The 26,389-nt window shown below is 70.6% G+C and carries 19 protein-coding genes and 5 pseudogenes; 14 read left to right on the forward strand and 10 right to left on the reverse strand.

The window, feature by feature from the left end; translation table 11 throughout:
- Positions 1-144: 144 nt before the first annotated feature.
- A pseudogene (gene arsM / locus B086_RS39560) lies at positions 145-924 on the reverse strand (arsenite methyltransferase).
- 104 nt (positions 925-1,028) lie between these two features.
- Between arsM and B086_RS0108530 the strand changes: the two are divergent.
- From B086_RS0108530 to B086_RS0108550, 5 genes and pseudogenes are all read left to right on the forward strand, one after another.
- Positions 1,029-1,421: an ArsR/SmtB family transcription factor gene (locus B086_RS0108530; RefSeq protein WP_037873144.1), complete on the forward strand. Its 393-nt coding sequence runs from the start codon at positions 1,029-1,031 to the stop codon at positions 1,419-1,421.
- Positions 1,418-2,551 carry an ACR3 family arsenite efflux transporter gene (gene arsB, locus B086_RS0108535; RefSeq protein ID WP_018565991.1) on the forward strand — a complete coding sequence of 378 codons (1,134 nt, stop codon included), beginning with the start codon at positions 1,418-1,420 and terminating at the stop codon, positions 2,549-2,551. Before B086_RS0108530 ends, arsB begins: the two co-directional genes overlap by 4 nt.
- Positions 2,552-2,882: 331 nt before the next feature.
- Positions 2,883-4,271, forward strand: coding sequence for an MBL fold metallo-hydrolase (locus B086_RS0108540; RefSeq protein WP_018565992.1), 1,389 nt, complete (start codon positions 2,883-2,885; stop codon positions 4,269-4,271).
- Between the two features lie 42 nt (positions 4,272-4,313).
- A pseudogene (locus tag B086_RS39565) lies at positions 4,314-4,658 on the forward strand (rhodanese-like domain-containing protein); the annotation flags it as partial.
- 80 nt (positions 4,659-4,738) lie between these two features.
- Positions 4,739-5,491, forward strand: a complete 753-nt coding sequence (locus B086_RS0108550) for a sulfite exporter TauE/SafE family protein (RefSeq protein ID WP_018565994.1) — start codon at positions 4,739-4,741, stop codon at positions 5,489-5,491.
- A gap of 29 nt (positions 5,492-5,520) precedes the next feature.
- Here B086_RS0108550 and B086_RS0108555 read toward each other — a convergent pair whose 3' ends face one another.
- Entirely contained in the window at positions 5,521-5,802 is a 282-nt protein-coding gene (locus tag B086_RS0108555) for a metal-sensitive transcriptional regulator (RefSeq protein WP_018565995.1), read from the reverse strand.
- 76 nt (positions 5,803-5,878) lie between these two features.
- Here B086_RS0108555 and B086_RS0108560 point away from each other — a divergent pair, with 76 nt between their 5' ends.
- Positions 5,879-6,445 carry a rhodanese-like domain-containing protein gene (locus tag B086_RS0108560; protein ID WP_018565996.1) on the forward strand — a complete coding sequence of 189 codons (567 nt, stop codon included), beginning with the start codon at positions 5,879-5,881 and terminating at the stop codon, positions 6,443-6,445.
- A 190-nt stretch (positions 6,446-6,635) separates the two neighbouring features.
- Here the strand turns inward: B086_RS0108560 and B086_RS0108565 are convergent, their stop codons facing one another.
- On the reverse strand, positions 6,636-7,931 hold the full coding sequence (locus tag B086_RS0108565) for a hypothetical protein (protein WP_078531035.1): 1,296 nt from the start codon (positions 7,929-7,931) through the stop codon (positions 6,636-6,638).
- Positions 7,932-8,444: 513 nt separating this feature from the next.
- On the opposite strand from B086_RS0108565, the gene B086_RS0108570 reads away from it, so the two are divergent.
- Together B086_RS0108570 and B086_RS44945 are read left to right on the forward strand one after the other, a co-directional pair.
- Positions 8,445-9,377 (forward strand): NucA/NucB deoxyribonuclease domain-containing protein, encoded by a 933-nt coding sequence (locus B086_RS0108570; protein ID WP_018565998.1) that lies wholly within the window; start codon positions 8,445-8,447, stop codon positions 9,375-9,377.
- 638 nt (positions 9,378-10,015) lie between these two features.
- A pseudogene (locus B086_RS44945) lies at positions 10,016-10,130 on the forward strand (IS5/IS1182 family transposase); the annotation flags it as partial.
- Here the strand turns inward: B086_RS44945 and B086_RS0108575 are convergent.
- Positions 10,131-10,706 (reverse strand): hypothetical protein, encoded by a 576-nt coding sequence (locus tag B086_RS0108575; RefSeq protein WP_018565999.1) that lies wholly within the window; start codon positions 10,704-10,706, stop codon positions 10,131-10,133. It abuts the pseudogene before it with no gap.
- 150 nt (positions 10,707-10,856) lie between these two features.
- On the opposite strand from B086_RS0108575, the pseudogene B086_RS45380 reads away from it, so the two are divergent.
- The 3 genes and pseudogenes from B086_RS45380 to B086_RS0108590 form a co-directional block, all read left to right on the forward strand.
- Positions 10,857-10,979, forward strand: a pseudogene (locus tag B086_RS45380) (IS701 family transposase); the annotation flags it as partial.
- Positions 10,980-11,174: 195 nt separating this feature from the next.
- Entirely contained in the window at positions 11,175-12,092 is a 918-nt protein-coding gene (locus tag B086_RS0108580; protein ID WP_026252234.1) for an acetoacetate decarboxylase family protein, read from the forward strand.
- Positions 12,093-12,103: 11 nt separating this feature from the next.
- Positions 12,104-12,702: pseudogene (locus B086_RS0108590) on the forward strand (aldehyde dehydrogenase family protein).
- Between the two features lie 338 nt (positions 12,703-13,040).
- On the opposite strand, the gene B086_RS0108600 reads toward B086_RS0108590, so the two are convergent.
- The 6 genes from B086_RS0108600 to B086_RS0108630 form a co-directional block, all read right to left on the reverse strand.
- Entirely contained in the window at positions 13,041-14,240 is a 1,200-nt protein-coding gene (locus tag B086_RS0108600; RefSeq protein WP_018566004.1) for a Gfo/Idh/MocA family protein, read from the reverse strand.
- Positions 14,241-14,384: 144 nt separating this feature from the next.
- Positions 14,385-16,607, reverse strand: coding sequence for a right-handed parallel beta-helix repeat-containing protein (locus B086_RS0108605; RefSeq protein ID WP_018566005.1), 2,223 nt, complete (start codon positions 16,605-16,607; stop codon positions 14,385-14,387).
- Positions 16,608-16,890: 283 nt separating this feature from the next.
- Positions 16,891-18,348 (reverse strand): M1 family metallopeptidase, encoded by a 1,458-nt coding sequence (locus B086_RS0108615; RefSeq protein ID WP_018566007.1) that lies wholly within the window; start codon positions 18,346-18,348, stop codon positions 16,891-16,893.
- Positions 18,345-20,018: an extracellular solute-binding protein gene (locus B086_RS0108620; protein WP_018566008.1), complete on the reverse strand. Its 1,674-nt coding sequence runs from the start codon at positions 20,016-20,018 to the stop codon at positions 18,345-18,347. The genes B086_RS0108615 and B086_RS0108620 overlap by 4 nt, the downstream gene beginning before the upstream one ends.
- Before the next feature lie 100 nt (positions 20,019-20,118).
- Positions 20,119-20,979, reverse strand: a complete 861-nt coding sequence (locus tag B086_RS0108625; protein WP_018566009.1) for a carbohydrate ABC transporter permease — start codon at positions 20,977-20,979, stop codon at positions 20,119-20,121.
- A gap of 91 nt (positions 20,980-21,070) precedes the next feature.
- Positions 21,071-22,030 (reverse strand): ABC transporter permease, encoded by a 960-nt coding sequence (locus tag B086_RS0108630; RefSeq protein ID WP_018566010.1) that lies wholly within the window; start codon positions 22,028-22,030, stop codon positions 21,071-21,073.
- 256 nt (positions 22,031-22,286) lie between these two features.
- On the opposite strand from B086_RS0108630, the gene B086_RS0108635 reads away from it, so the two are divergent.
- The 3 genes from B086_RS0108635 (at position 22,287) to B086_RS0108645 (ending at position 26,303) form a co-directional block, all read left to right on the forward strand.
- A complete protein-coding gene (locus B086_RS0108635; protein ID WP_018566011.1) occupies positions 22,287-23,357 on the forward strand; it encodes a hydroxyacid dehydrogenase in 1,071 nt (356 codons plus the stop codon).
- Positions 23,358-23,431: 74 nt separating this feature from the next.
- Positions 23,432-24,598, forward strand: a complete 1,167-nt coding sequence (locus B086_RS0108640) for a LacI family DNA-binding transcriptional regulator (protein ID WP_018566012.1) — start codon at positions 23,432-23,434, stop codon at positions 24,596-24,598.
- 283 nt (positions 24,599-24,881) lie between these two features.
- On the forward strand, positions 24,882-26,303 hold the full coding sequence (locus tag B086_RS0108645; RefSeq protein WP_018566013.1) for a M60 family metallopeptidase: 1,422 nt from the start codon (positions 24,882-24,884) through the stop codon (positions 26,301-26,303).
- The last annotated feature ends 86 nt before the right edge of the window (positions 26,304-26,389 follow it).

The raw sequence follows: 26,389 nt of genomic DNA on the forward strand, positions 1-26,389 counted from the left end.
CGGTGGGGGGGGTCGTGCAGCTCGGCGCCGGTCTGTTTCAGGTCGGCGGGCACAACAGGTGCAGTGCTGTCGCCAGTTCAGGTGGAGCCTCGGCAGCCGCGCCGCCGAGGCTTCGGTTCGGTCAGCCGCAGCACGGGCTCGCTTTCACAGAGGGCGCGGGGCGGTACCGGTGGCGATGGTGGGTTTGACGGCGCGGACGATGGCGGAGTGCATGCCGTCCGCGACCGCGTGGGCCGGTGTGAGTTCGATGCCGGTGAAGCCCGCTGCCTCCAGGCCCCGGCGATACTCGGCGAAGGAGAGGGCGCCGGAGATGCAGCCGACGTGGTCGCCGCGCTCCGCGCGCTGGACCGGCGTGAGCGAGTCGTCGGCGACGACGTCGGAGATGCCGATACGGCCACCCGGGGCCAGCACGCGGTACATCTCGCCGAAGACAGCCGGCTTGTCCGTGGACAGATTGATCACGCAGTTGGAGATGACGACGTCGACGGTGTCCGCAGGCAGCGGGATGGCCTCGATGGTGCCCTTGAGGAACTCGACGTTCGTGGCGCCCGCCCTCTTCTGGTTGGCCGGCGCCAGGGCGAGCATCTCCTCGGTCATGTCCAGGCCGTACACCTTGCCTGCGGGGCCGACGCGGCGGGCGGAGAGCAGGACGTCGATGCCTCCGCCGGAGCCGAGGTCGAGGACTCGCTCGCCCTCGCGGAGGTCAGCCACGGCGGTGGGGTTCCCGCAGCCGAGGGAAGCGGCGACCGCCTCGGCGGGGAGGGTGTCGCGCTCGTCGGCCGCCTAGAGCGTCGAGCCGAAGTTGTCGCCGACCTCGACGGCCTGTGGGCCGCAACAGGCCGAGCCGCCTTCGGTGACCTGTACGGCAGCGGCGGCGTAGCGTTCGCGGACGGTTTCACGCAGGTCGGTGGAGTGATCGTGCATGGCGTTCCTCCGAGAGGGGACAGAACCGGAACCCCGGACCGTCTTGTTTCGATGGCTGTCGATACAGCCTTGCATCTTGGATCGAAGTTCTTCAACATAGAAGAATGTCGAAACAAGAGCTGGTCGTGCTCGGCCAGGAAGAGCAGGAAGAGAGCGACTGCCGCCCGACCCTGCTGAGCGCACCGCTCGGCGAAGAGCATGCGGTCGAGCTGGCCAAGGTCTTCAAGGCGCTCGGCGACCCCGTCCGCCTCCGCCTGCTGTCGATGATCGCCTCGCGCGCGGGCGGCGAGATCTGCGTCTGCGACCTCACCCCCGCGTTCGACCTCTCCCAGCCGACGATCTCCCACCACCTCAAGCTGCTCCGGCAGGCCGGGCTCATCGACTGCGAGCGCCGCGGCACCTGGGTCTACTACTGGCTGCTGCCCGAGGCGACCGACAAGCTCGCCGACGTCCTCACCCGCCCCGGACAGCCCGCCGCCGTGGAGACGTCCTCGTGAGCGACGGCGCCACCGCGCCGGTGGCGGCGCGGCTGTCCTTCCTGGACCGCTACCTGGCGGTGTGGATCCTCGTCGCGATGGCCGCCGGGCTCGGACTGGGCCGTCTCACCCCTGGCCTCGGCAACCTGCTGGCCCAGGTCACCGTCACCGGCGTCTCCCTGCCGATCGCGCTCGGCCTGCTGGTGATGATGTACCCGGTCCTCGCCAAGGTCCGTTACGACCGGCTCGGCACCGTCACCCACGACCGTCGCCTGCTGGTCCCCTCGCTGCTACTGAACTGGGTGTGCGGCCCGGCACTGATGTTCGCGCTCGCCTGGCTCCTCCTGCCGGACCTGCCCGAGTACCGCACCGGCCTGATCGTCGTCGGCCTGGCGCGCTGCATCGCCATGGTCGTCATCTGGAACGACCTCGCCTGCGGCGACCGTGAGGCCGCCGCCGTCCTGGTCGCCCTCAACTCCGTCTTCCAGGTGATCGCGTTCGGCCTGCTCGGCTGGTTCTATCTGTCCGTACTGCCTGGCTGGCTGGGCCTGGAACAGACGGCCCTGGACGTCTCGGCCTGGGAGATCGCCCGCAGTGTCCTGATCTTCCTGGGCATCCCGCTGGCCGCCGGATTCCTGACCCGGCGTCTGGGCGAGAAGGCCAAGGGCCGCACCTGGTACGAGAGCAGGCTGATCCCGCGCATCGGGCCGTTCGCCCTGTACGGACTGCTGTTCACCATCGTCGTGCTCTTCGCCCTCCAGGGCGACGCCATCACTTCCGCACCCCTCGATGTCGTCCGCATCGCGCTGCCGCTGCTCGCGTACTTCGTGCTGATGTGGACGGGAACCATGGCCCTGGGCAGGGCAGTCGGCCTCGGCTACTCCAGGACGGCGACGCTCGCCTTCACGGCCGCGGGCAACAATTTCGAGCTCGCCATCGCGGTGGCCATCGCCACGTTCGGCGCCACCAGCGGTCAGGCCCTCGCCGGCGTCGTCGGCCCGCTCATCGAAGTGCCGGTCCTCATCGGTCTCGTGTACGTGGCGCTCGCCGCGCGCCGCTGCTTCCCCGGCTCCCCTTCCCTTGTCCCTCCCCCTTCCCCTTCCCCGGCGGTCTCGCCGGGCGCCCCTCCGGAAGGCTCCCCCCGCGTCTGAAGGCGCCAGGCTCTCGGTCCTGTTCGTCTGGAAGCTCGACTACCCGGCGGGCCGGGGCCCGACGCCGTGCGGCGGATCCGGGACGAGATCGGCGACCGCGTAGGGGTGCTGCTGGACGGGCTGCTCCCCTGGGCCCCAGCCAGCGGTCCGCGGAACTGACGCACGGCCGCATCGGGAAGATCCTCGCCGCCTTCTCCACCATCACCCCGCCGCCCGGCACTCCCGCCGCACATTCCGCAGGGAACCGCCTCGAAAATACCCCCTGGGGTATTGCTGTTATGGTGGGTTCAGATACCCCCGGGGGTACATCGCTGGAGAGGAGTCATGAGTCGTGTTCTTCGTCGACACCCTGGAAATCGAGGGTCTGGGCAACCGCAGCTACCTGGCCGGTGGACCCCGTGCCGCCGTGGCCGTCGACCCGCCGCGCGACATCGACCAGGTCATGGCCGCGGCGGCCCGCCGCGGGGTTCGGATCGCTTTCGTGGCCGAGACCCATGTGCACAACGACTACGTCACCGGCGGCCTGGAGCTGGCGCGAGTCACCGGAGCCAGATACCTGGTGCCGGCTGGGGCACACGTGTCGTTCGCCCGCACACCGGTTGCCGACGGCGAAACCGTGACGGTCGACGAGGGACTCGTACTGCGCGCGATCGCCACTCCCGGACACACTCCGCACCACACCTCCTACGTCCTTGCCGAGGACGGGCACGGTGTGGCGGCGTTCACCGGCGGCTCACTGCTCATCGGCACCGTGGGCCGCCCGGACCTGGTCGAGCCGCGGCTGACCGAGCAGCTGGCCCGCGCCCAGCACGCCTCCGTGCACCGTCTTGCCGACGAACTGGACGACGATGTGCAGGTGCTGCCCACGCACGGATTCGGCAGCTTCTGCTCCTCCGCGCAGGCCGAGGGGGACGCGACCACGACCACGATCGGCAAGGAGCGCGCCGCCAACGACGCGCTGACCCTGGACGTGGAGACCTTCGTCGCGCAGATGCTCGCCGGGCTGGACGACGTACCCGCCTACTACGCGTACATCGGCCCGGCCAACGCCGCAGGCCCCGCGCCGGTCGACCTCACCCCGCCAAGGCGCGCGGACGGCGAGGAGATCGCCTCTCGGCTGGCCGCGGGCGAGTGGGTGGTGGATCTGCGCAGTCGTACGGCCTTCGCCGCCGGACACGTGGCCGGCTCGTACAACTTCGAGGGCGAGGGCAAGCTCGCCACCTACCTGGCCTGGCTGATCCCGTGGGGCAAGCCGGTCACCCTGCTCGCCGAGTCCCCGGAGCAGATCGCCGCCGCGCAGCGAGAGCTGGCCCGGGTGGGCATCGACCGCCCGGCCGCCGCCACCACCGGCGACCCCGCCCTCTGGGTCCGTCCCGGCGAGCAGCTCGCCTCCTTTCCCCGGGCTCGCTTCGCCGACCTCGCCGATGTCCGTGAACGCGGCGACGACGTGGTCGTCCTGGATGTGCGGCGGGATTCCGAGCGTGCGGGCGGCTTCGTGACCGGCTCGGTCCACGTCCCGGTCCACGAGCTGCGCGGCCGCATCGGTGAGGTGCCGCAGGGAAGCGTGTGGGTGCACTGCGCCGGCGGGATGCGCGCCGCGATCGCGGCCTCCCTCCTCGACGCCGCGGGCCGTGACGTGGTCGCCATCGACGACGCCTTCGTCGCCGCCGCCGAGGCAGGACTGCCCCTCACCCACACCCTCACCGACCACACCGACTGACACTCTCCACCGCGCCGCCACCTGCATGAAAGTGATCAACCGATGTTCTCCCTTCTTCGCCGCGGCCCCGGCCGCCTCACCCCTCAGGCGGCCCACCAGCAGGTCAGTGACGGCACCGCACTCCTGCTGGACGTCCGCGAAACGCCGGAGTGGAACGCCGGGCACGCGCCCGAGGCGCTGCACCTGCCTCTCTCCCGCCTGGTGACGGGGGCGCCGCTCCCGGCAGCGGTGCGGGGCAGGCCGGTGGTCGCGATCTGCCGCTCGGGGCACCGCTCCCGGCAGGCCGCCAGGCTGCTCGCCGGACGCGGCGTACAGGCCACGGACGTCACCGGCGGCATGACCGCATGGGCGCGTGCCGGGCTGCCGGTCAGCGGTCCGGGCGACGGCGACAGCAACAGCAACAGCAACGGCAACGGCAACGGCAACGGCAACGGCAACGGCAACGGCAACGGCAACGGCGTCATAGCGTGAGCGCTCTGGTCCTCGCCCTGGTCGCGGGGGCGGTGGTCGGACTCGCGCTCGGCGCGCTCGGCGGGGGCGGCAGCGTCCTGGCCGTCCCGGCGCTGGTCTACCTGCTCGGCTTCACCCCGGCCGCCGCGACCACCGCCAGCCTGATCATCGTCACGGCCACCTCGCTCACCGCCCTGTACGCCCATGCCCGTACCGGCAGGGTCCGCTGGAAAGCCGGTGCCCTGTTCGCCGCGGCCGGCCTCCTGCCCGCGGCCGTGGCGGGAGCCGCCGCATCCCGGCTGCCCCAGCCCGTACTGACCGTCGGGTTCGCCGTCGTCGCCGCGCTCGCCGCGGTCAGGATGCTGCGCCCCGGCCGGGCCGCCACCGGCCCGGCGACCGGCGAGGTGCGGCCCGCCAAGGCCGCCGGAACCGGCGCGGGACTGGGTGCGCTGACCGGACTGCTCGGGGTCGGCGGAGGGTTCCTCGCCGTCCCGGCCCTGGCCACCGTGCTGGCCTTCGAGATGCAGGCGGCCGTCGGTACCAGCCTGCTGGTCATCTCGGCGAACTCACTGGCTTCCCTGGCCACCCGCGGCGCCACCACCGCCGGCGTCGACTGGGCGGTGGTCGGGCCCTTCGCCGGGACGGCGGTCCTGGGTGCCTGGGACGGCAAGCGCCTGGCCGCCAAGGTCACCGGCACTCTGCTGCAACGGATCTTCGCCGCCGTGCTGCTGGTCGTGGCGGCCGCCATGCTCATCGACGCCCTCACCTGAAGAGCCGGACGGACGATCGGCACCACGGCTCAGGCCAGGGACAGGAACAGCTTCTCCAGCCGGGAACGCATCTGCTCCCGGTCGCCGGACGCGGTCATGTCCTCGTCGGTCAGGCAGCGCTGCAAACCGGTGGCGATGATCGCGAATCCGGCCCTGTCCAGAGCCCGCGACGCGGCGGCGAGTTGGGTGACGACGTCCTCGCAGTCCCGGCCCTCCTCGATCATCTTGATCACACCCGCGATCTGGCCCTGCGCCCGGCGCAGCCGGTTGACCACCGTCTTCAGTTCCTCAGCCGCCATCGCCAGTTCCATGACCCACACTCCTTCGAGATACCCCCTTGGGTATCTTAGCGAAGGGGTGCCCTGACCCGAGCGAAGGAAGATCCCCGTGGCCCCCACCACCGCCCTCACCGCCGACCAGGCCAGCGTCCGCCTGCACGAGCTGGCCGTCATCGACGTGCGCACTCCCGGCGAATACGCCTCCGGCCACCTGCCCGGCGCCCACAACATCCCCCTCGGCCATCTCGACGCCGCCCTGCCCGCCCTGAAGACCACCGCGGCCCGCGGCGACCTCCTCATCGTGTGCGCCTCGGGCGCCCGCTCCGCGACCGCCTGCCGACACCTGGCCGATCACGGGATCACCGCCGCCACCCTCACCGGCGGCACCACCGCCTGGACACAGCTCGGCCACGCCACCGACCGCCCCACCGGCACCCGCGCCCCCTGGGCCGTGGACCGCCAAGTCCGCTTCACCGCCGGTGCCCTCGTCCTGACCAGCCTCATCGCCGGAGAGCGCTGGAACGCGGCCCGCTGGCTCTCCGCGGGCGTCGCGGGGGGCCTGGTCCTCTCCGCTCGCACCAACACCTGCGCCATGGCGAAGGTCCTCGCGAAACTCCCCTACAACCGGCCGACCGCCACCGATCTGGACGCCACGCTCGCCGCCCTGGCCGACTGACACCACCGGGCGTGCGGGACCTCGCTCACGGTGTCCCCGTCGGCAGGGGTTCTCCGCATCCAACAGGGGGCACTCAGCGCGGGCACCAGTCCCCCGAGGCTGCGCTCGGGGCAGAGATACGGAAGGCCCCGCACGGAACCGGCAGCGCCTGGGTTCACGTGCGGCGCCGAGCCTCACGATGTGTGAGCCGTCAGACTCCGGTCAGGGTGTATGTGCCGGATCCATCCTGCCTGCCGCTGGAGTACTGGCGGATGAACTCCCCGTCCGCGTACCGATCGTGCCCCATCATGGAACCGGTGTACTTGTTCTGCAGACCGATCTTCGAGCTGCCGGGTACGTCGCGGTAGATGTAGAAGCGCTGGAGGTCGTCCTCCCCGCAGGTGGCCGTTGTCAGGTAGGCCTGCTCCTGGTTGGCGATGTTCGCCGGGATGGTCGCGCATCCGCCGTTGCCCCAGTTCCACAGGGAAGCCTCGAGGACTCCGTTGTTCTCTGTCACGTTGCACAGGCGCCAGTTGTCCAGGTGGGCGCTGGAGAAATTGGATTCACGCAGGCGGATGCCGTCGTTGGACAGGAGCGGTGCACTCCAGTTCAGAGGCTTGCCAGGAACGTCGATCTTGTAGGCACCGGGCTGGCAGTCCAGAGAGGCGCGCGTGGTGGGCTCGGGGGCCTGGGCAGCCTGGGTGGCCTTCCTGCTCTGGTCGGACTTGGCGGCTGCGGCGGCGTTGTCGGCGTCGCGCTTGGCCTGGTCGGCCTTGGCCGAGGAGACGGGACCTGCCGGGTGCTTCGCGGTGGCGGCAAGGGAGCCGCAGTCCAACAGGCCCTGGGCCTTGGCCATGATGCTGTTGGCGGGAACCTTGTCCTCGCAGCGCACCGCGCCTTCTTCGAGAGTGGTGAAAGTGGTGTAGCTGCCGGTGTCGGGGCCCTCGGTCCACTTCAGGCCGCCCGCGTCCGAGCGGTTGCAGTTGAGACTGCCGTAGGTGCCGGTGACCTTCTTCGTTCCCTCGTACACGCCGTAGTAGCCGGGCTGGCGGAAGTTCCACGAGATCGTCTGGGAGGTGCTGGACGTGTGGGTGTAGTTGACCTGGACGTTCAGGCCCAGGCTCGCGCCGACGGAGCCGAGGGCCTCGACGGCGAAGCTGCCCTGCACGGTGCCGTTCAGACCGACGGAGACAGAGATGGTCTCCGTGGTGTTCGTGTTGACGCTCTGGTTGCCGGTTGAGCCGTCTGTGACGTACCAGCCCTTGAAGTGCGTGATGGTGGGGGCGACTTCGGCGCTCTTGATGACCGGGTGGCGGGTACCGAGATCGGCTGCGGTGCAGGTCTGGCCGGGCTGGACCACCTGCCCGGAGACTGCCGGAGTGACGGCGGTCTGGCTCGCCACGGCCGGAGTGGCCGCGGCCGAGGTGGCGGCCAGGCCCACAGCGACCATCGCGGCGGCTATGAGCGCTCCGAGCCCTCTGCCCCGGCGCGTTGTTGTGCGGCGCATCATTGCTTTCCCCCTGTTGTGCGTGGTCTGTGAGGTGAGCGTGAGTGAAACTAGCGCCGCCGGGAGTGGCAGAGCCATACCACAACTGGCCAAATAGGATCAAGAACTGTCGTGTTCTCGGTTGGTATGAACGGGAGTTGTCCGGTTCCATACCTTCGGTATGCCCGCCAAGGGGGCACCGAAGGAAGGGACCACCCTGTGCAACACATCAGTCGCGGCCTGGGGGCAATAGCCTCGCTCGCCCTCACCGCAGCCCTGTGTGCCATGGGCACCTCACCGGCGACAGCGTCGTCATCGAGCCGGGTCCCCCCTCAGGGCCACGGCACGTGCACGGCTACCCCTGCCGGATCCGCCCCGCGGAAGCGTGGTGCGGCCTGGACTTGTATCGGGGCGGATCCCATCGCGGACCTCGCCCCAGCCCGTGCCCCAGCCGACCCGGCCGCAGCAGCCAAACTCTGCCTCGAACACTCCAGTGAACGTGTCATCTCCGACCGGCACGCGTACTGCACAAGGATGCCCCTCAAATACATTCTCCTCGACGACAAGAACGTGCAGATCGGCGAGGCTCACATCGTCCTTCTGGCCGTCGGGATGCTCGACTCCTACAACGGGAAGTGGGATGAGGACATCATCGCTGTCCCCGGCGACATGGACGAAAGCGTGTCTGCCGTGGAAGTGGCCGTGAATGCCACGTGCAGCGGCATGTGCAGCACGACAGGACCGGCCTGGGGTGGCGCACACGCGGTCGTGACCAAGGGCGGCGACAACGAGCAGAGCACCATCACGTACATGTCCAGCGTCGCCGCCAAAACAGATGTCTCCCACATCATGCCCACCTACTACGTGGACGGCGCCGCCGTCGGCGCGGTCGGCGTTCCCGGGTATGACAGCGCGATCTTCGACGGCCCCGACGTGCGCTGTGACGCGGAAGTCGGCAAGACTCCCGGCTGCATCGTCTTCGGGCACACGCCCAATGTGACCTTCTCGAAGTCCCGCTACCGGGGGGCAGCCGTCGCCTACGAGTGGGCGCAGAAGAACCTCACGGGAAAATTCGGCGACGCAGGCCACCTGCTGTCGCGGTATATCGACCCTCTTGACCCGGAAGCCGAGAAGAGGCGCGCCAAGACCTGTGACCGTGGGCCGTACAGCTTCCCCCGGGGTGCCACCGGTGTACCCAATGACTCCTGCGACGAGTACCCCTTCGCCAGGTCCTGGCAGGGCGGGAATGACGGTGAGCTGTGTATTGACATCACCCCGCGCCAGACCGGCGGCGTGTGGGACGTCTCGGGCGTCGCCGTCGACCGGGGCACCCCACCCAACGCGCCCTGCATCCGGGCCCATGTCGACAAGGACGACAACACCGCTGCGGGCGGCGAGCTGGGGCGCGCTGTACAGTCCGACCGCATCCTCGACGGTGAGTCCTACCAGGTGATCATCACCCCGTAGAGGACCTGCCTGCCTCCACTGGCACCCGGGGAGGCAGGTCAGGGGCTTTTCAGGTCCGCCCACGGCGGCTGGGGGTGGGGCCGTGCCTTTCGGAGCTTGCTGTGACCACGCCGGATGATGTGATACTGGCCGACAAGGCACACCCGTACCGCTTGATCTGCTCGCACTTGCGGCGGCGCAGGATTCGGGGTGCGATCCCGCAACCCGCTGACCAGGCTGCCGATCGCAAGAGGCACGGCCGGCTCGGCGGGCCTTTATCGGCCTTCGGCCGTGAGACAGATGGGCAGCGGAACACCGTCGAATGATGCATCAACGGACTCGAGCAGTGGCACGGCCTGGCCAGTCGCTACGACAAGACCGCCGCCATCTACCTCGCCGCGATCTGCAAGGGCAGGGTTGTGCACGCGGGCGACGGCCTAACTCAAGAGCATTGCCGCGAAGGAGCTACCCCCCGCAGAAGCGGGGAGGACCAGATGAGGGTGCCGCACGGTCGCGTAGATTGAGGGCTATCCCCGCGGGCGCGGAGCGATCCTTCGTGACCGGCACAGCGTAGTCGGATGATGAAGCTATTGCATCTACCTCTTCGAGAAGTTGCAAGGCTGTCCGTTATGACCTGGGCGGGCCATGAGGGGCAGACCCGGCTCAAGCAGTTCCGCGCCGTCGCGACACGGTTCGAGGAACTTGCCGCCCCGGTACCGGGGCGGACTCCGCCTCGCAGCGGTCATCCTCTGGCTCCGCGAACCGGCACGATGATCATTGCCAGCGGACTGCACTCAGCCCGTTGCCGAGGTCCGTCACCTCTGCTCCGGCGAGAACGGCCGGGACGGCGCTGAGTCGGTCCGTCCGGAACTGCACTCGGTCCGGGCGCGGACCTCTCGGCAGTCGGCCGTACAGGACCAGCGCGTCGTCGTCCTCGTCCGCTGTTTCGCCGCCCACATCGATGAGCAGCGCGACAGTCCTGTCCAACTCCTGCTGGACCAACCGCTGGACGGCGTCGGTGGCCTGCTCACACTCGTTCTCGGTCAACCCGCCGAGGACAAAAGTGAGGACCTGGATGTCCGGCGCGACGTATCTGACGTCGCACACCACGTCCGTGTCAGCCGACAGCCAGAACTGCATACAGAGAGGCCCGACCGACAGGCCGACAAGCTCCAGCATGCGTCCCACAGGCAGCTTCACCTGTTCCCCCACGACATCCAACAGCATCCCGCAGCCCAGCGTCGGGTGTTCAACGGTGATCCCGGACCGGGCCAAATGGTCGGCGACCGAGCGGAACTCGGATTCGTCCATCCGACCCTCGCGGTACCAGGACAGATAGGTCTCCAACACCGCTGATGCTCCTCGTTGTCATCGCCCTGATACTTCAGCTGTAGATCGTATTCTTCGATGGCCGCCGCCTGACATCGGCCGCTGCCTGACATCGGCCGCTGCCTGGCATCGTCAGCGGGCGACGAGCAGCTTTTTCTCGTCCCGATCGATGTCCAGCGCCAGTACACCGGAACGGCTGGACGGATCGAGAACTCCCAGGACACGGTCTGCCTCGTCTGCGTCAGGATGCACGGGCACGCGGCGGTGGACCGGGAGCTGCGCATCGGGCGCTCTTGAACGTGCGTGCCGCACCGCTGCCGGGCAGTTGGGCTCGGCGAGACCCCGGCGCCTCTGCGGGCACGGCGGAAGCGCTCTGCCGCCGATCCGGGCCGTCCGGCGACATGGCGGCGCCCCTCGTTGTTGACGGTGCTTACATCCATGACTACCGTGATGTAATCACCGCTAACATCTGAGCGAGGGAGCAGTGGCATGTCATCGCCCCGGCAGGAGTCAGTGAAGGTCGATCTGGGTGGCCGGACGGTCACGGTTCCCAAGGGCGGGTTGTACGACCGGTACCGGATGGACACCGATCTCGACGAGGTGGCCCGTGATTCCCGTGTCAGTGGTGTGGACTTCTTCCGGCGGCTGCCCAAGACACGTGTCGACTCCCCCATCGGCCCGACGCTCACCCCGAACTTCTACTACCGCGTCTCGACCGCCCGGCTGACGATGCTGGCGCCTTCCCGCGCGATCCGTTCCCGGCTGCCCCGGGAGCTGGCGCCGCTGGAGGTCGCGCCGGGTCTGGGACTGGTGTCGGTGATGTTCTTCCGGTACGACGTGTGCGACATCGATTTCTACACCGAAGCCGCCGTCGGGGTCGCCGTGAAGCCGGCGCGGCACGGCAGGCTCGGGTTCGTCGATCTGGTCGCCGCCCTCAAGAACGAGCGCCTCGACTCCTACGTCCTCTCCCTGCCGGTGAGCACGGAGATCGCCCAGGTACGCGGTCACGACGGCTACGGCTTCCCGAAGTGGGTCACCGGGCTCGACGTCGGCATCGACGCCGACCGGACGACGGCGCGCGTGGCCAACGACACCGGCGGGACCGACCTGGCGCTCTCGGCGGCGACACCGGCCCAGACCCCGTACCGCAGCGGTGAGCGGGTCTCGTCCCTCACCTCGTACACGTCGATCGGCGGGGCGTGGCACTCGACCCTGAGCCAGACCAATGTGCTGTCGGCCGGGACCACGCTCCTCCCGCGCGGTGTCACGCTCCAGGCCGGGGAGGGCCGCATGGCCGACGACCTGCGTTCCCTCAGGCCCGTCCGGCCGGTTCAGCTCGATGTCATGGCCGAGGGCCAGCTCGCTCTGCACATGCCCGTCCCGACCTCGGTCCGGAGCCCGGAGTGAGGAGCCCTCTGATGGCCACCGATCACGCCGCCACCGCCATCGCCACCGCCGTGTCACCGGGCTCCGCCCGCGGCACCGGGCTGCCCGCGTCGCTGACTCCGGCCCGGATCGAGCGGCTGGCGGCACGTGTCGCCGCGGCGCCCGACGCCCTGTGGGTCACCACCAACACCCTTACACGGGCGCACCGTTGGCCGACCTTCCAGTATCCGCGCCAGCGGATGTCGAGAACGCGTTCGCGCGTGCCCGTGTCGCCCAGAAGGCGTGGGCGGCCACCTCGCTGGGGCAGCGCAAGAAGATCCTGCTGCGTTTCCACGACCTCGTCATGGCCCGCCAGGTCGAGGCCCTCGATCTGATGCAGGCCGAGAACGGCAAGACCCGCCGCGACGCGTTCCTGGAGGTGGTGGACATCGCGATCACCTCGCGGTACGTGGGCGACTCCGGACTCGGCCGCCGCCACGGCGCCGAGGGCATCCTCAAGTACACCGAGGCCCAGACCGTCGCCCATCAGCGCGTCCAGGGGTTCACCCCGCCCGCGCGCATCAGTCCCGAGACCTGGGCGGCCCTGCTGACCGGAGCGCTGAAGCTCCTCAAGGCGGCAGGTGTGCGCTGAGACCGACACCCGCTCCGTGTGGCGCCTGCACCTGGACGCACCGCTCCGCGGGGGTCACGGTGCCGCGAGGACGCCTCGGACGAGGGCCGTGAGTGCCTAGGGGGCCGCCGGGCAGGGGCCGCGCCAGCCGATGTGCCCGTCGGGGCGCACCAGGCGCGCGGCGTCCGTGTGGCCGACGCCGCGCAGGCGTGCCCACCGGCCGGGAGCCTCGCGGCGCGGACCACCGCCCTCGGAGCCAATGACCCGCGGCGACGCCGCCGACCGCGTGGGCCGGGGCGGCGCGTCGGCGTCCGACATCACGCCTGTGCCCCCGCATCAGCCGGGGGCACAGCTCCGCGCTACCGCTTCGTCTGGCCCCGCTCGAAGTACGCGGCCAGTTCCGGGTCGAGGGCGGGGACCTCGTGGGGTGTGCCGCCCGCGCGCAGCGACTCGGTGGCCCGGACTCCGGCCGCGACGGCCATGCGCGCGGCGACCGGCGAGGTGTCGGTGATGCCGCCGTCGCGGGCGAAGCGCACGAACTCGTCGATCAGGAGGGGGTCGGCGCCGCCGTGTCCGGCGTCGTCCTCGGCGTCCGGGACGGGGTACTCGGCGTCGGCTTCGGGCCGGTGGGCGGAGCGGTGGGAGTTCCACACCTTCACCACCGCCCCGGGGCCATCCCCGAAGTTCTCCAGCCGTCCCGCGTCCCCGATCACGGTGTAGTTGCGCCAGTAGTCGGGGGTGAAGTGGCACTGCTGGTAGGCCGCGAGCACGCCGTTGTCGAGACGCATGTTGACGAGGGACACGTCCTCGACGTCGATGACGGGGTTCAGGCCGCGCTGGGTGTGCGGCGGCCAGTGGCCGTCCTTCGTGTACCAGTCCTCGTGCTTGGGTTCACCGGGTGCCCGCCGGTGCGGACTGTCGCCGTAGACCAGGAGGTCCCCGAGGGCCTGGACCCGCTGGGTGTAGCCGTTCGCGAGCCAGTGCAGGACGTCGATGTCGTGGGCGGCCTTCTGTAGCAACAGGCCCGTGGTGTACTGCCGTTCGGCGTGCCAGTCCTTGAAGTACCAGTCGCCGCCGTAGCCGACGAAGTGCCGTACCCAGACGGTCTTGACCTCGCCGATCTCGCCGCGCGCGATGATGTCGCGCATCAGCCGGACGACGGGCATGTGGCGCATGTTGTGGCCGACGTAGAGGCGGCTGCCTGTGTCGTGGGCGGTGCGCAGGAGGGCGTCGCAGCGTTCGACGGTGATGTCGAGAGGCTTCTCGACGAAGACGGGCTTGCCCGCTTCGAGCGCTTCGCGGGCGACATCGGTGTGGGTGTGGTCGGGAGTGAGGACGAGGACGGCGTCGACGTCCGGGTCCGCGATCACCTTGTGGTGGTCGCCGCAGATCAGCGCGCCGGGGAACGCCAGGGCCGCGTCCGCCCGCGCGGCGGGGTCGTGGTCCGCGAGCGCGGTGACCCGGGAGCCGTCGCCCGGCCGGTGCGCGGTGCGGGCGATGCTGCCGCGCAGTCCGTAGCCGATGACGCCGAGGCGCAGGTCGCTGGGGGCGTCGGTCATGGCATGACCGCCTTTCCGTCGGATCGTGGATCAGTGGTGCCGTGCGGCGCGGGGACAGTGGTGCCGTACGGCGATGGAACAGGGAGCGTGCGCGCGCCACGGACCCGGTGAGCGGTCCGCGGCGCGTCGCTGCGGGGGCGGGAGCTACGGATGCACCAGCACGTGGGCGAGCGCGACCCGTCCGGTGCCGGTGAGCCGGATGCGGAGGTAGCGGGCGTCCGTGTCGGTGCCCAGGAGGGTGGGGCGCAGTGCCTTGCCGGTGATGTGCGTGGTGACGGCGCCGGCGAAGTCCGCCGAGGCGGCGAGCTGTACGTCGAAGTCGGACGTGGTCATGGCGCTGTCGTTCCAGATCTCGACCTGTCCGACGTGGTGGACGGCGCCCAGGTCCACCTGCCACCAGGCGCCCGCCTCGGAGAGGGTGCGGGTGTCGGTGGAGGTGTCGCCGTCGGTGGCGTCGGCCGCTGCCGCCGTGCCGTCCGTGGAGGACTGGGTGGCGGTGCCGGTACGGGCCAGGTCGGGGCGGAGCTGTTCGACGCCGCCCGCGTGTCCGGCGCCGGAGGCCGCGGCGACCCGGACGGCCTCGGCCGGGAGGCGGTCCAGCTTCGTGTGGTTCCCGGTCATGGCCGAGCCGGTGCCGCCGAGGGCCGGGGCGTCGGTGTCGGTCCAGTTCCCGGTGGCGTGGTTGTCGATGCCGTAGTCGGCCCAGTTGGACACCCACTTGTAGCCGACCCGTGTGATGACGTTACGAGTGACGGTGATGTGGCTGGACTGCTCGTCGAGGTAGATGCCGTTGCCGTCGCGCTCGGTGTTCCCGTACGCGCTGCGGTTGATGTAGTTCCCGGAGACGACGGTGCCGGGCTGGGCGCCCTGGGTGTAGATGGCGGCCCCGTCGTGCTGTGCGTCCTCGACGAGCATGACGTCCGTGATCCGGTTGTCCGTGATGCGGTTGTCGCGGAGCACGGACTGCCGGGCCTCGGGCTGGTTCCAGCCCCAGCCGACGGAGATCCCGGAGTAGGGAAGATGGTCGAGGGTGTTGTGGTCGATGACGGTGCCGGCCTCGTAGCCCGCCCAGATGCCCACGGAGTCCGTGTACTCCACGCCCGTGCGGCTGACGGTGTTGTAGGAGACCGTATTGCGGGCCCCGGTGAGTTCGGGGGCCGGCCTGGGTTCGGTGTCACCGATGTACGCGGCGCCGGAGGAGAGGTCGGTGAAGCGGGAGCGGGTGAGCGTGGAGTCCTGGGTGCCCCGTTCGAAGGTGACGCCCGCACCGCCGAGGTGGGTGAAGTCGTCGTGGTCGATGACCACATGGCGGCCGGCGCGTACGGTGAGGGCGGCGGCGGGCTTGGTGTAGAAGCGGCCCGCGTGGTCGACGGGGCCGGTGACGCCGGTCAGGGTCAGTCCGGCCTGGGTGCCCGCGTAGCCCTCGTCGGTGTCCGGCTGCCGGTAGGCGGCGTAGGCGAAGCCGATGCCGCTGACGCGGACGTCATGGGCGCCGTCGAGGACGAGAAGCCCCTCGGTGACCGGGGTGACGGCGCGGGAGCGGCGCGGGCTCTCGCCCGCGCGGGGCAGGTAGGTGACGGTGTGCGCGGCCGAGTCCCACACGAACTCCCCCGGTGTGTCTAGGAGTTCACGGGCATTCTCGAAGTGGGCGACTCCGCTGTAGCGGGCGGAGTCCACGGTCGTCGTGTCCCAGGACGGTCCCGTGCGGTCGGTTCCGGAGGCGGAGTTGGTCCAGCAGGGCTGGGCGAAGGTCATGAGGTCGCCGGTGACGGCGGCGATGCGGCAGTGGTAGTTGCGCCAGCGGACGCTGATGACCGCCTCGGCGTCGGTGGGGCGCGCCCAGTGGGCGATGCCGGTCTTCTCCGCCCCGGTCATACCGGACTTGGTGGCGTCGCAGACGGCGGCGGCGCAGGCCCCTCCCCGGGCGCGCACGGCGCGTCGCCCGTCGACGAACAGCTGGCGCGGCGTGATGCCTTTGGGCACCTTCGCTGTCCAGGTGCCGTCGGCGTTCACGGACCAGTCCGTCAGGGTGCGGCCGCCCGAGAGCACGGGGTGCGCGCCGCGCGCGGCGGTCCAGGTGACTCCGGAGTCCTGGGCGCCGAGCCTCAGTGGGGCGTCCAGTTCGTAGGTCCCGTCGGCGAGTTCGACGCGTACGTCCCGGGCGCCGACGGCGCGGGCGGCGTTCCGCGCTCCCTCGACGGAGCAGGGGCGGCCCTGGGTGCAGCGGGATCCCGAGCCGTGGGGTGCGGCGTGCAGGACCTTGGGCGAGGGGGCCGCCTGGGCGGCGGGCGGCGGGCCGAGGAGCAGGGCGGCGCCGGTGAGCAGGGCGGCTGCGGCGGCGCGGGCCGCGGGGGTGAATGGTCGCATGCGAGGACCTTCCGCTCGGACGGCCCGCCGCACGGGACGGGACGGGCCGGGACGATGGGGTGCGGCGTTCGGGTGCGGCGTTCGGGTGCGGGGTGGGAGGCACGCTTCTTTCGCGCTCGGGGGGGGGACGGATGGGGTATGGCGGCGCGCGTCCTGCCGGGTCAGCCGGTCACCGGGGCGAGCCGGTGGCCGGTCGTGCCGGGGCCGGTCCTTGCGTAGCCGGTCGCGCCGGGCTCGACCACGCCGGGTTCGGTCATCCCGGGCTCAGTCATGCCGTGGTCGGTCATGCCGTGGTCGTCCAGTCCGGGTGGCCCGGCATCGGCGGGTTCTTCGCGCCGAACAGCCAGTCCCGCAGGAACCGGTCCAGCGACCGGTCGCCCGTCACGGTCACGGCGTGGGCGATGAAGTCCTCGCTGGTGACCGTGCGGCCCTTGAAGCGGCGCGGCCACAGGCCCATGATCCGGTCGAACTTCCGTGTGCCGACGCGGAGTCGCAGGGCGTAGAGGACGAGTGCGCCGCCGTCGTAGATGTTGGTGCCGCCGAGGGCGGCGGGCAGTCCGGGCGGCCCGTCGCTCGCGCGGACCGCGTCGAGCTTGGCGTACGTCGCCTTCATCTTCGCGGCCATGTCCGACCAGCCGCGCTCCTGGCTGTAGAGCGCGGCGTAGTACACGGCCGGCCCCTCGTTGAGCCATGCCTGCTGCCAGTCGTGCGGCGTCACGCTGTCGCCGAACCACTGGTGGGTCAGCTCGTGCACCATGGTGTTCTCGTACGTGGGGTGGCCGTCGGCGTCGGGCTTGAACCAGTTGGTGCCCATCAGGGTGAGGGTCGTGTTCTCCAGGGCGTCGGTGTATCCGTCGTAGATGTGGATGCCGTACACCGAGAACGGGTAGCGGCCGAACTTGCGTTCCAGCCAGGCGAGATGGTCGGCCGTACGGGCCACGACCGGCGCGTACTCGTCCTCGCGGCCCTGCGGGACGATGTGCCGCAGCGGCAGCCCGGTGTGCGAGGTGCCGTACAGGTAGGTGCCCTTGACGACGGCGATGCCGAGCAGCTCCGTCGGCATGCGCTCGCGCAGGGCGAAGTGCCAGACGGTCGCGCCGTCGGCACGTCGGTCCTTGCCGGTCAGGACGCCGTTGGCGGCCGCGACGTATCCGGCGGGCGCGGAGAGGTGGAAGGTCCAGGTGGCCTTGTCGGAGGGGGTGTCGTTGCACGGCAGGAACGTGTCGGCCCGCGACGACTGCGCGGCCGAGGCGAAGCCGCCGTCCGAGCCGAACCGCCAGCCGGTGAGTCCGGACCGCGCCGCCTTGCCGTTGCCGTGGTAGGCGACCGTGACCTGGAACGGGGCGCCCTTGTGGAGCGGTGCGGCCGGGGTGACCGTCAGTTCCTGGCCCGACATTCCGAGGGACAGGGTGTGGGAGGCGCGGCGGCCGTTGACGGTGACCGAGTCGATGGTGTGGCCGTCCGTGTCCAGGTTGAACGCCGAAAGGTCCTGCGTCGCCCGCGCGTTCAGCTTCACCAGCGCGGTGAAGTCGTAGGTCACCGGGGTGAAGTCGAAGGTGAGGTCGTAGTGGTCGACCTGGTAGCCGCCGTTGCCGAGGGTCGGGAAGAGGGGGTCGCCGACGCCGTCGGAGCCGGGGCGGGGGTCGAAGCCCGCGGCCCGGGCCGGCGAGCCCAGCACCGGTACGGTGACCGCGGCGGCGACCGCCGTCTTCGTGAGGAACGCGCGTCTGCTGGTGGTCACTTCTTCCCCTTCTGCGAGGCCTGCTCGAACTCGGCGCGACAGGTGTCGCCTCCGGCGCGGCGCCACTTCTTGACCAGCGCGTCGTACGCGGACATCGGCTTGCGCCCGGTGATCAGGTCCTTCAGGCCGTCGAGGTGGATGGTGTAGAGGCTGCCGGACCCCTTGGAGTCCCAGGTCGGCGAGGAGTAGCCGAGGGTGGGGTCCTCGATGAGCCTCGGGATGAGGACCGTGTACGCCTCGTGCACATAGCGGGCGGCCTCGGGATGTGTGGCGCTGAAGAACGCGGGTGTCGCCGATGCGAGTTTGCCCCACGGCACGGTCACGTCCTGGGTGCCCTGCTTGGTGAGGACGGGCGTGCCGTTCGCGTCGCGCCGGTAGTCGGTGTTCTCCACGCCGTAGTTGATGAGGGTGTATTCGAGGGATCCGAACGGCGAGGCGGCGAAGTCGGCCAGACGCAGCAGCTCCTTCACCCGCTGCTCTCCGGCCTTGGTGATGTAGCAGTTCTGGAGCGAGACGTTGTCGGTCCAGGTGACCGCGTCCTTGCCGACGGGGACCATGGGCCGGACGTCGAAGGACTTGTCGATGGCCGCCATGGAGTCGACGTAGCCGGTGGCGGTGGTCAGGTACGAGGGCATGCCGTCGTAGACGTAGGCGGCCTTGCCGTTCTTGAACAGGTCCGTGTACTGGGCCTTCTGGGCGCCGGACATCTGCACGGTGCCCGGGTAGTAGCAGCCCGCCTTGTAGAGCTTGGCGGCGGTCTCGACCGCGTAGCGGTACTTGTCGTCCTCCAGCTGGTAGCGCCACTTGCCGGTCTGCCGGTCGAAGTGCCAGAAGTGCTGGGCCCCGGCGGACATCGCGAGCAGGATGGTGCCGCTGCCGGTGAAGAAGTACTGCTTCTTGCCGGTGTTCGTGAGGTCCTTGGCCAGCTCGACGAGGCGTTCGATGCTGTCGATCTGGTCGAGGCCGGTGACACCGGCCTGCCGCAGCAGGTCGGCCCGGTAGAAGCCCGCGCCGCCGGTGCCCGAGCGGGCGATGGGGATGCCGTAGAGCTTGCCGCCCTTGATGGCGTCGCGCCAGGCGTACTGCGGGACGGCCGCGAGGTTCGGGTAGTCCTTGACCTTGTCGCCGGAGAGGTGGGGGCCGAGGTCGGCGCACTTGGCGGCGAGGAAGGAGCCCATGTTGTCGACGCCGCCGGTCTCCGGGTACATGAAGATGTCCGGCAGCTGGTCGCCGGCCACCATGGTGGAGAACTTGGCCGGGTAGTCGTCGGCGGGTACGGCCGTGAAGTCGACCTCGGTGCCGAGCAGTTTCTCGATCTCCCGCCAGGCCGCGTTCTTGCCGCGCTCGGGCGGCAGCGGCGCGAAGGTCTCGGTGACGGCGGTGATCTTCTGCGCGCCCTTGAGCGGGGTCCCCCGGGTGGCGCGGGCCAGTTCGGCCGGGTACTTCAGGAAGGCGTTCGGGACGCCCGCCGCGGTGCCGGGCAGGTCGGCCTTGATGCCGATGTTGCGCACCGTGGTGCTCGGCAGCAGACCGGCGCTCTTGGCCTCGGCCTTGGCGGCGGTGCCGCCGTCGCCGCACGCGGCGAGCAGCGGTGCCGCGGCGACGGCGAGACCGGCGCCCGCACCCCAGCGGAACAGGGTGCGGCGGTCGACGGATGTGGTGCCGGACATGGCGGGACTCCTCAATACGAGGCGGGCACGGGAGGATTCGGGGTTCGGGGCGGTTGGGGTGGTGCGGCCGGACACGGTGGCCCTGTCCTTCGGGGCGCGGTCAGCCCTTGACGGCTCCGGTGAGGACGCCCTTGGTGAAGAACCGCTGGAGGAAGGGGTAGACGAGCAGGATCGGCACGACGGCGATGACCAGTACGGCCATCTGGACGGCCTGCTGCGGGGCGACCACCTCGCCGGCCGCCGCGGTGTCGAGGTTCTGGCCCTGGAGGATGAAGGTGCGCAGGACCATGGGCAGCGGCCACTTGTCGTTGTCGCCGAGGTACAGCAGCGCGTTGAAGTACGCGTTCCAGTAGGAGACGGCGTAGAACAGCCCGACGACGGCGATGACCGCCTTGGAGAGCGGCAGGACGACGCGGACCAGGGTCCGGAGGTCGCCCGCGCCGTCCACCTTCGCCGCGTCGTACAGCTCCTCGGGCAGGTTCATGAAGAAGGCCCGCATCACGACGAGGTTGAAGGCGCTGACCATGGTGGGCAGGACGAGCGCGGCGAAGGTGTTGTAGAGGCCCAGTTCCTTGACCAGCAGGAAGTTGGGGATGACGCCCGCGTTGAAGAGCATGGTGAACAGGGCGGTCATGAGGATGAACCGGCCGCCGACGATGCCACGGCGCGACAGTCCGTACGCCATGCCGATGGTGGCGAGGAGGCTGCATGCGGTGCCCACGACGGTGACGCCGACGCTGACGAACAGGGCGCGGGTCACCCGGCCGCCGGTGAACGCGGTCCGGTAGGCGTCGAGGCTGGGGTGGTCGGGCCACAGGACGAGCCCGTTGGACTTGATGATGTCGCTCTGCGAGGCGAAGCTCGTGCCGATCACCCCGAGCAGCGGGTACGCCACCAGGCCGACGACGAGCACCAGGGCCAGGCCCTTGAGGACGAGACCCACCCGGGTGGGTTTCTCCATCCACGGGGGACGGGCACCGGAGGGGCGCAGCTCTCCCGCCTCGGGGACGGGCCGGCCTGTGCGCACGCGGCGCGTCTTCACAGCGGACGTCTCAACGGTCAGCACCGCGGTACACCCCTTCATGACCGAGCCGGTGGGCGAACTTGTTGGCGCCGATGACGAGGACGGTGCCGATCACTGCCTTCACCAGGCCGACGGCGGCGGCCGTTCCCCACTGGTTGTCCTTGATGCCGTGGAAGTAGACGTAGGTGTCGAGGACTTCACCGGCGTCGGGTCCGACTGCGTCGCGCTGGAGCAGGATCTGTTCGAAGCCGACGGTGAGGATGTTGCCGAGGTTGAGGATGAGCAGCAGGACGAGCACCGGGGACAGGCCGGGCAGGGTGACGTGCCAGAAGCGGCGCCACCGGGCCGCGCCGTCCATGGCCGCCGCCTCGTACAGGCCGCGGTCGATGGAGAGCAGCGCCGCGAGGATGATGATGGTGCCCCAGCCGGCGTCCTTCCACATCACCTGGAGCGCGAGCAGCCAGGGGAAGGCGTTCGGGTCGGTCGTCATGTCGTAGCGCGGCAGGCCGAGCGATCCGAGCACGTCGGGCACGACGCCCGCGCCGCCCAGGATCTGCTGGAAGATCGAGACGATGATCACCCAGCCGATGAAGTGCGGCAGATACACGACGCTCTGCACGAAGCGGCGGAGTTTGTCGCTGACGATGCTGTTGAGCAGCAGGGCGAGCCCGATCGGCACCGGGAAGAACAGGACGAGCTGGACGAGCGCGATCTCCAGCGTGTTGCCGGTCGCCGACCAGAAGTCGGGGTCGGCGAAGGCCGTCGAGAAGTTGGTGAAGCCGGTCCAGGCGCTGTGCATGTAGCCCAGGTAGGGCTGGTAGTCCTGGAAGGCCACCAGGTAGCCGAGCAGCGGTACGTAGTGGAACACCACGAAGTACAGGAAGCCGGGCAGGCACAGCAGCAGCATCACTTTGTCGCGCTTGACGCGCTGCCAGAGGGTCTTGCGGGGAACGCGGTCGACGGCGGTCGGTGGTACGGAGACAGTCATGGAGCGGTCCTGTTCGGCCGGTTGGCGCAGGAACTGGTATCTGCGGCGGCAAGTTAGTAAGCGGTTAACCTCATCGTCAATAGATTCGGCGATCTGACGGGTCGTGATGACAGCGCGAACAGGCCAGTTATGCGGGGTATTTCTGCTGCAAACAGGGCAACTCGGCTGTCAGATTTTCTTCCCGACCTTGACGGTCCTGCGGCGTGCTCCCTAGCGTTCGGTCCGCCATAGAACACGTTTACTGTCCGGAGGCAGGGTGCGTACCACTGACGAGGCGCCGGTCGAGGCCACGGCCGCCGACGCCACACCGCCCCCGCGGCGGCCCCGCACGGTTCTCGCGATGGACTCCTCCGTCGTGGACGACGTCTTCCCGCCGTCCGTACGGGCGCGCCTGGAGGAGACCGCGGACATCCGGCCTCCGTCGGTCGTGGCGGAGTTCACCAGCCCGTCGGCGCGCGCGGCCCTCGCCGAGTGCGAGGTCCTGCTCACCGGCTGGGGCTGCCCGCCGGTCGACAGGGCCGCGCTCGACCGGGCGCCCCGGCTGCGCGCGGTGATCCACGCGGCCGGCACCGTGAAGACGTTCCTGGGCCGGGAGGCCTACGAGCGCGGCATCGCCGTCTCCTCGGCGGCGGCGGCCAACGCGGTGCCGGTCGCCGAGTTCACGCTCGCCGCGATCATCCTGGGCGCCAAGCGTGCCTTCCCGCTCGCCCGTCTCTTCCAGGACCGGCGCACCCACCGCACCGACGCCGACCTGGACCGCCACCACTGGCTCGGCACCCGCGGCATCACCGTCGGCGTGGTCGGCGCCTCCCGCATCGGCCGCCGCGTCACCGAGCTGCTGCGCACCCTGGACGCCGAGGTGCTGCTGTACGACCCGTACATCGGCGACGCCGAGGCGGGGCTGCTCGGCGCCACCCGCACCGATCTGGACACCCTGGTGGCGACCAGCGACGTGGTGACCCTGCACGCGCCGGACACCCCGGAGACCCGGCACCTGCTCGACGCCCGCAGGCTGGGCCTGATGCGTCCGGGCGCGCTCCTCGTGAACACCGCGCGCGGTCCGCTCGTGGACACCGCCGCCCTCACGGACCACCTGGTCAGCGGCCGGATCGACGCCGTTCTCGACGTCACGGATCCCGAACCGCTGCCCGCCGGGCACCCGTTGTGGGACCAGCCCAACGTCTTCATCACCCCGCATCTGGCCGGTGCCCAGGGCAACGAGGTGGGCCGGCTCGGCGCGCTCGCCGTCGACGAACTGGCCCGGTACGCGCGCGGCGTGCCGCTGGCGCACGCCGTGCTCCTGGAGGACCTGGAGCGGATCGCGTGAGCGCAGCCGCGCCGCACGCCATAGTCTCTGGGGCGGCGGGCCGAGCACAGGCAGACCAGCACGACCATCAGGGGGTGGACCGGATGTCCCGGCAGAGTTCCACGGCACCCGGGCCGGACGGCGAGGTACAGGGCGACGGGCAGGGGGAGCGGAGCGGGCAGCGCCGCGCGACCGTCGTCGACGTCGCGCGGCGGGCCGGTGTGTCCACGGCGACCGTCTCGCGGGTCATGAACCGCAACTACCCGGTCGCCGCGGCCACACGCGAGCGCGTCGAGGCGGCCATGCGGGAGCTGGGCTATGTGGTCAACGCCCATGCGCGGGCGCTGGCCGGTGCCTCCGGCCGCACCGTCGGCATCATCGTCGGTGAACTGATCGACCCGTTCTACGCGTACATCGCGCGCGGCGTCGAACGTGAGGCCACCGCCGGTGACCGGCTCTGCCTGGTGTGCTGCACCCAGGGCGACCCGCAGCGGGAACTCGCCTTCATCGAGCTGATGCACGAGCGGCGCGCGGATGCCGTGGTGCTGGTCGGCGGCAGCGTCGAGGACCGCGCCTACAAGGCCGAACTGGCGCGCAGGGCAAGCGAACTGGACGCGGGCGGTTCGAAGCTGGTGCTGTGCGGACGGCCCTCGCTCGGCGAGGACGTCCCGACGGTCGGGGTGGAGTACGACAACGAGGGCGGCGCCTTCGCGATCACCGACCATCTGATCACCCAGGGCCACGAGCGGATCCTCTACCTGGGCGGGCCGCCCGGCCTCTCCACGGCGCGGGACCGGCTCGCCGGACACCGGCGCGCGCTCGAACTGCGCGGCATCCGGCGGGACCCCCTGCTGGAGCAGCCGGGCGCCTTCAGCCGCGCCTTCGGTCACCGGCGCATGGCCGAACTGCTCCGGGAAGGACCGGAGTTCACCGCCGTGTTCGCCGCGAACGACATCGTGGCGGCCGGCGCGGCGCAGGCCATGGAGGAGGCCGGGGTGCGCATCCCGCAGGACATGTCGCTGGTCGGCTACGACGACATCCCGGTGGCCCAGGAGCTGCGGCCCCGGCTGACCACCGTCCGGATCCCGCTGGAGGAGATGGGCCGGCAGGCGGTGCGGGTGGCACTCAACGGCGGGGACGAGGACGACTGGCGCGCCCCGACGACCGGGACGCTGCGCCTGGGTACGCACATCGTCGTGCGGGAGTCGGCGGGGCCGCCGCGGGGCGGGTTCCCGGGGAGCGGGCGCGCGCGCCGGGGCTGACGCACGCGGTCTCCGTGCCTGCGCGCGCCCTCGATTACCCGGGGCGCGGGGGCGTCGGCACCTGGGCCCGGGCTCCTGGACGCGCGTGCCGCCGCTCTCCTGCGGTGCCGGACACAGGAACGTGCTCGATCCTGCTCGCAAGAGCGCTGGTTCGCATAGTAACGAGCAGAAACTCGGCGCACCCCCTTGCGACCGGACAGCAAACGCTTACATGCTGACGTGCAGCGCCGCCCGCTCGTCCCGTTCGTCGCCCTGACGCCGTTCGTCCCATGGGAGTTCCCGGATGCGCCCTGCCCACAAGCCTCTCCACGCCCCCGCCGAGCCGCCCGTCGCCGGTCGCCGTGCCGTGCTCGCCGCACTGGCGGGTGCCGGTGCGGCCGTGGCCCTCGGCGGCGGATCCGCGGCCGCCACCCCCGCGTCGGCCGCCTCCCCCGCGCCACACGGCGCAGGGAGCGGCGACACACTGCTCGTGGAAGCCTTTCCGGACGCCGAGACGGAGCGGCTGCGGCTCGACCGGTCGCTGCGGGCCAGCGAGTTCATCCCCACCGGCCGCTACGCCGCACCCGGCGCGGCCGTCACGCTCCGGGTACGGCCGGTCCACGGGGCGCTCCCGGTGCTGCACATCGGCACCTTCGACGACTACCACACGAACACGGACCTGAAGGCCCCCCGGGTGTTCCGGCTCCGTCCGGGGCTGAACAAGGTCGTGGACCGCTACGGCGGGCCGGTGTACCTCAGCTTCGCCGGACACGGCCGGCGGGCCGCCGTCACCTTCGTCTCCGGCGCCCGGCCGATGGCCGTGTTCGAACTGGGCCGGACGAGCGAGCGGGAGTTCCAGCGGCGGCTCGACACCGTCACCGACGTCCCCTGGGTCGAACTCGTCACGGCACGGGCCGTCCTGACGCTCACCCGCGAGGGCGCGCTGCTGTACCGGGACGAGGACCACACCGCCCTGATGTCGCTGTTCGACACCGTCATCAGCTCGCACGACCGCGTCAGCGGCCTCGACGGCCGTCGGTCCCTCGACCGGCCCAAGGCGGGCCGCTACCACTTCAACGAGGTCAGCGTCGTCCCCAACGGTGTCGGCGCGTACGCCTGGCACGGCTTCAACGGCTTCCCCCGCGCCTACATGGACCGCCTGTGCACGGTCAGCGGTCTCACCACCCGCGGCTGGGGTCTCTACCACGAGCTGGGACACCTCAACCAGCAGGCCGCGTACCAGGCCGGCAGCCTCACCGAAGTCACCGTGAACATCTACTCGCTGGCGGCGCAGCGCACCCTGGGACAGCCCTCGAACCTCCTCACGGTCGACGCGCGGACGGGCCTGAACTGGTTCCAGTCCGCCCGCGCCAAGCTCGGCACCCCCGGCCTCTCCTACGTCGACGGCCTAGGCGCCTACGAGCAGTTGGTCCCGCTGCGCCAGCTGGAACTCGCCTTCGGCGACGACTTCTGGCCCCGGCTGCACCGGCTGGTCCGCACGGAGCACCAGCACGACGCGCCGGTGGAGGACTACGACCACCCGCCGGAGGTCGAAGCCCGCCAGTACCGCGCCCTCGCCACCTACGCCTCCCGCACGGCGGGCCGCGATCTGACGGACTTCTTCGTCGGCACATGGGCGATGCCCGTCGACGCGCGGGGCATCGCGGAGATCGCCGCCCTGCGCCTGCCGAAGCCGGACACGGACCCGAGCACGCTCTCGGACTGACGGCGCTCCCCCGCGCCACCGCGTCCCCTCCCCGCGCCGAGGACGCGGCGAGGGCCGGGCCGTAGCGCGCCCCGCCCCCTCACTCC

Origin of the sequence: Streptomyces sp. PsTaAH-124, from assembly GCF_000373685.1 — a bacterium.
Classification (GTDB): domain Bacteria; phylum Actinomycetota; class Actinomycetes; order Streptomycetales; family Streptomycetaceae; genus Streptomyces; species Streptomyces andamanensis.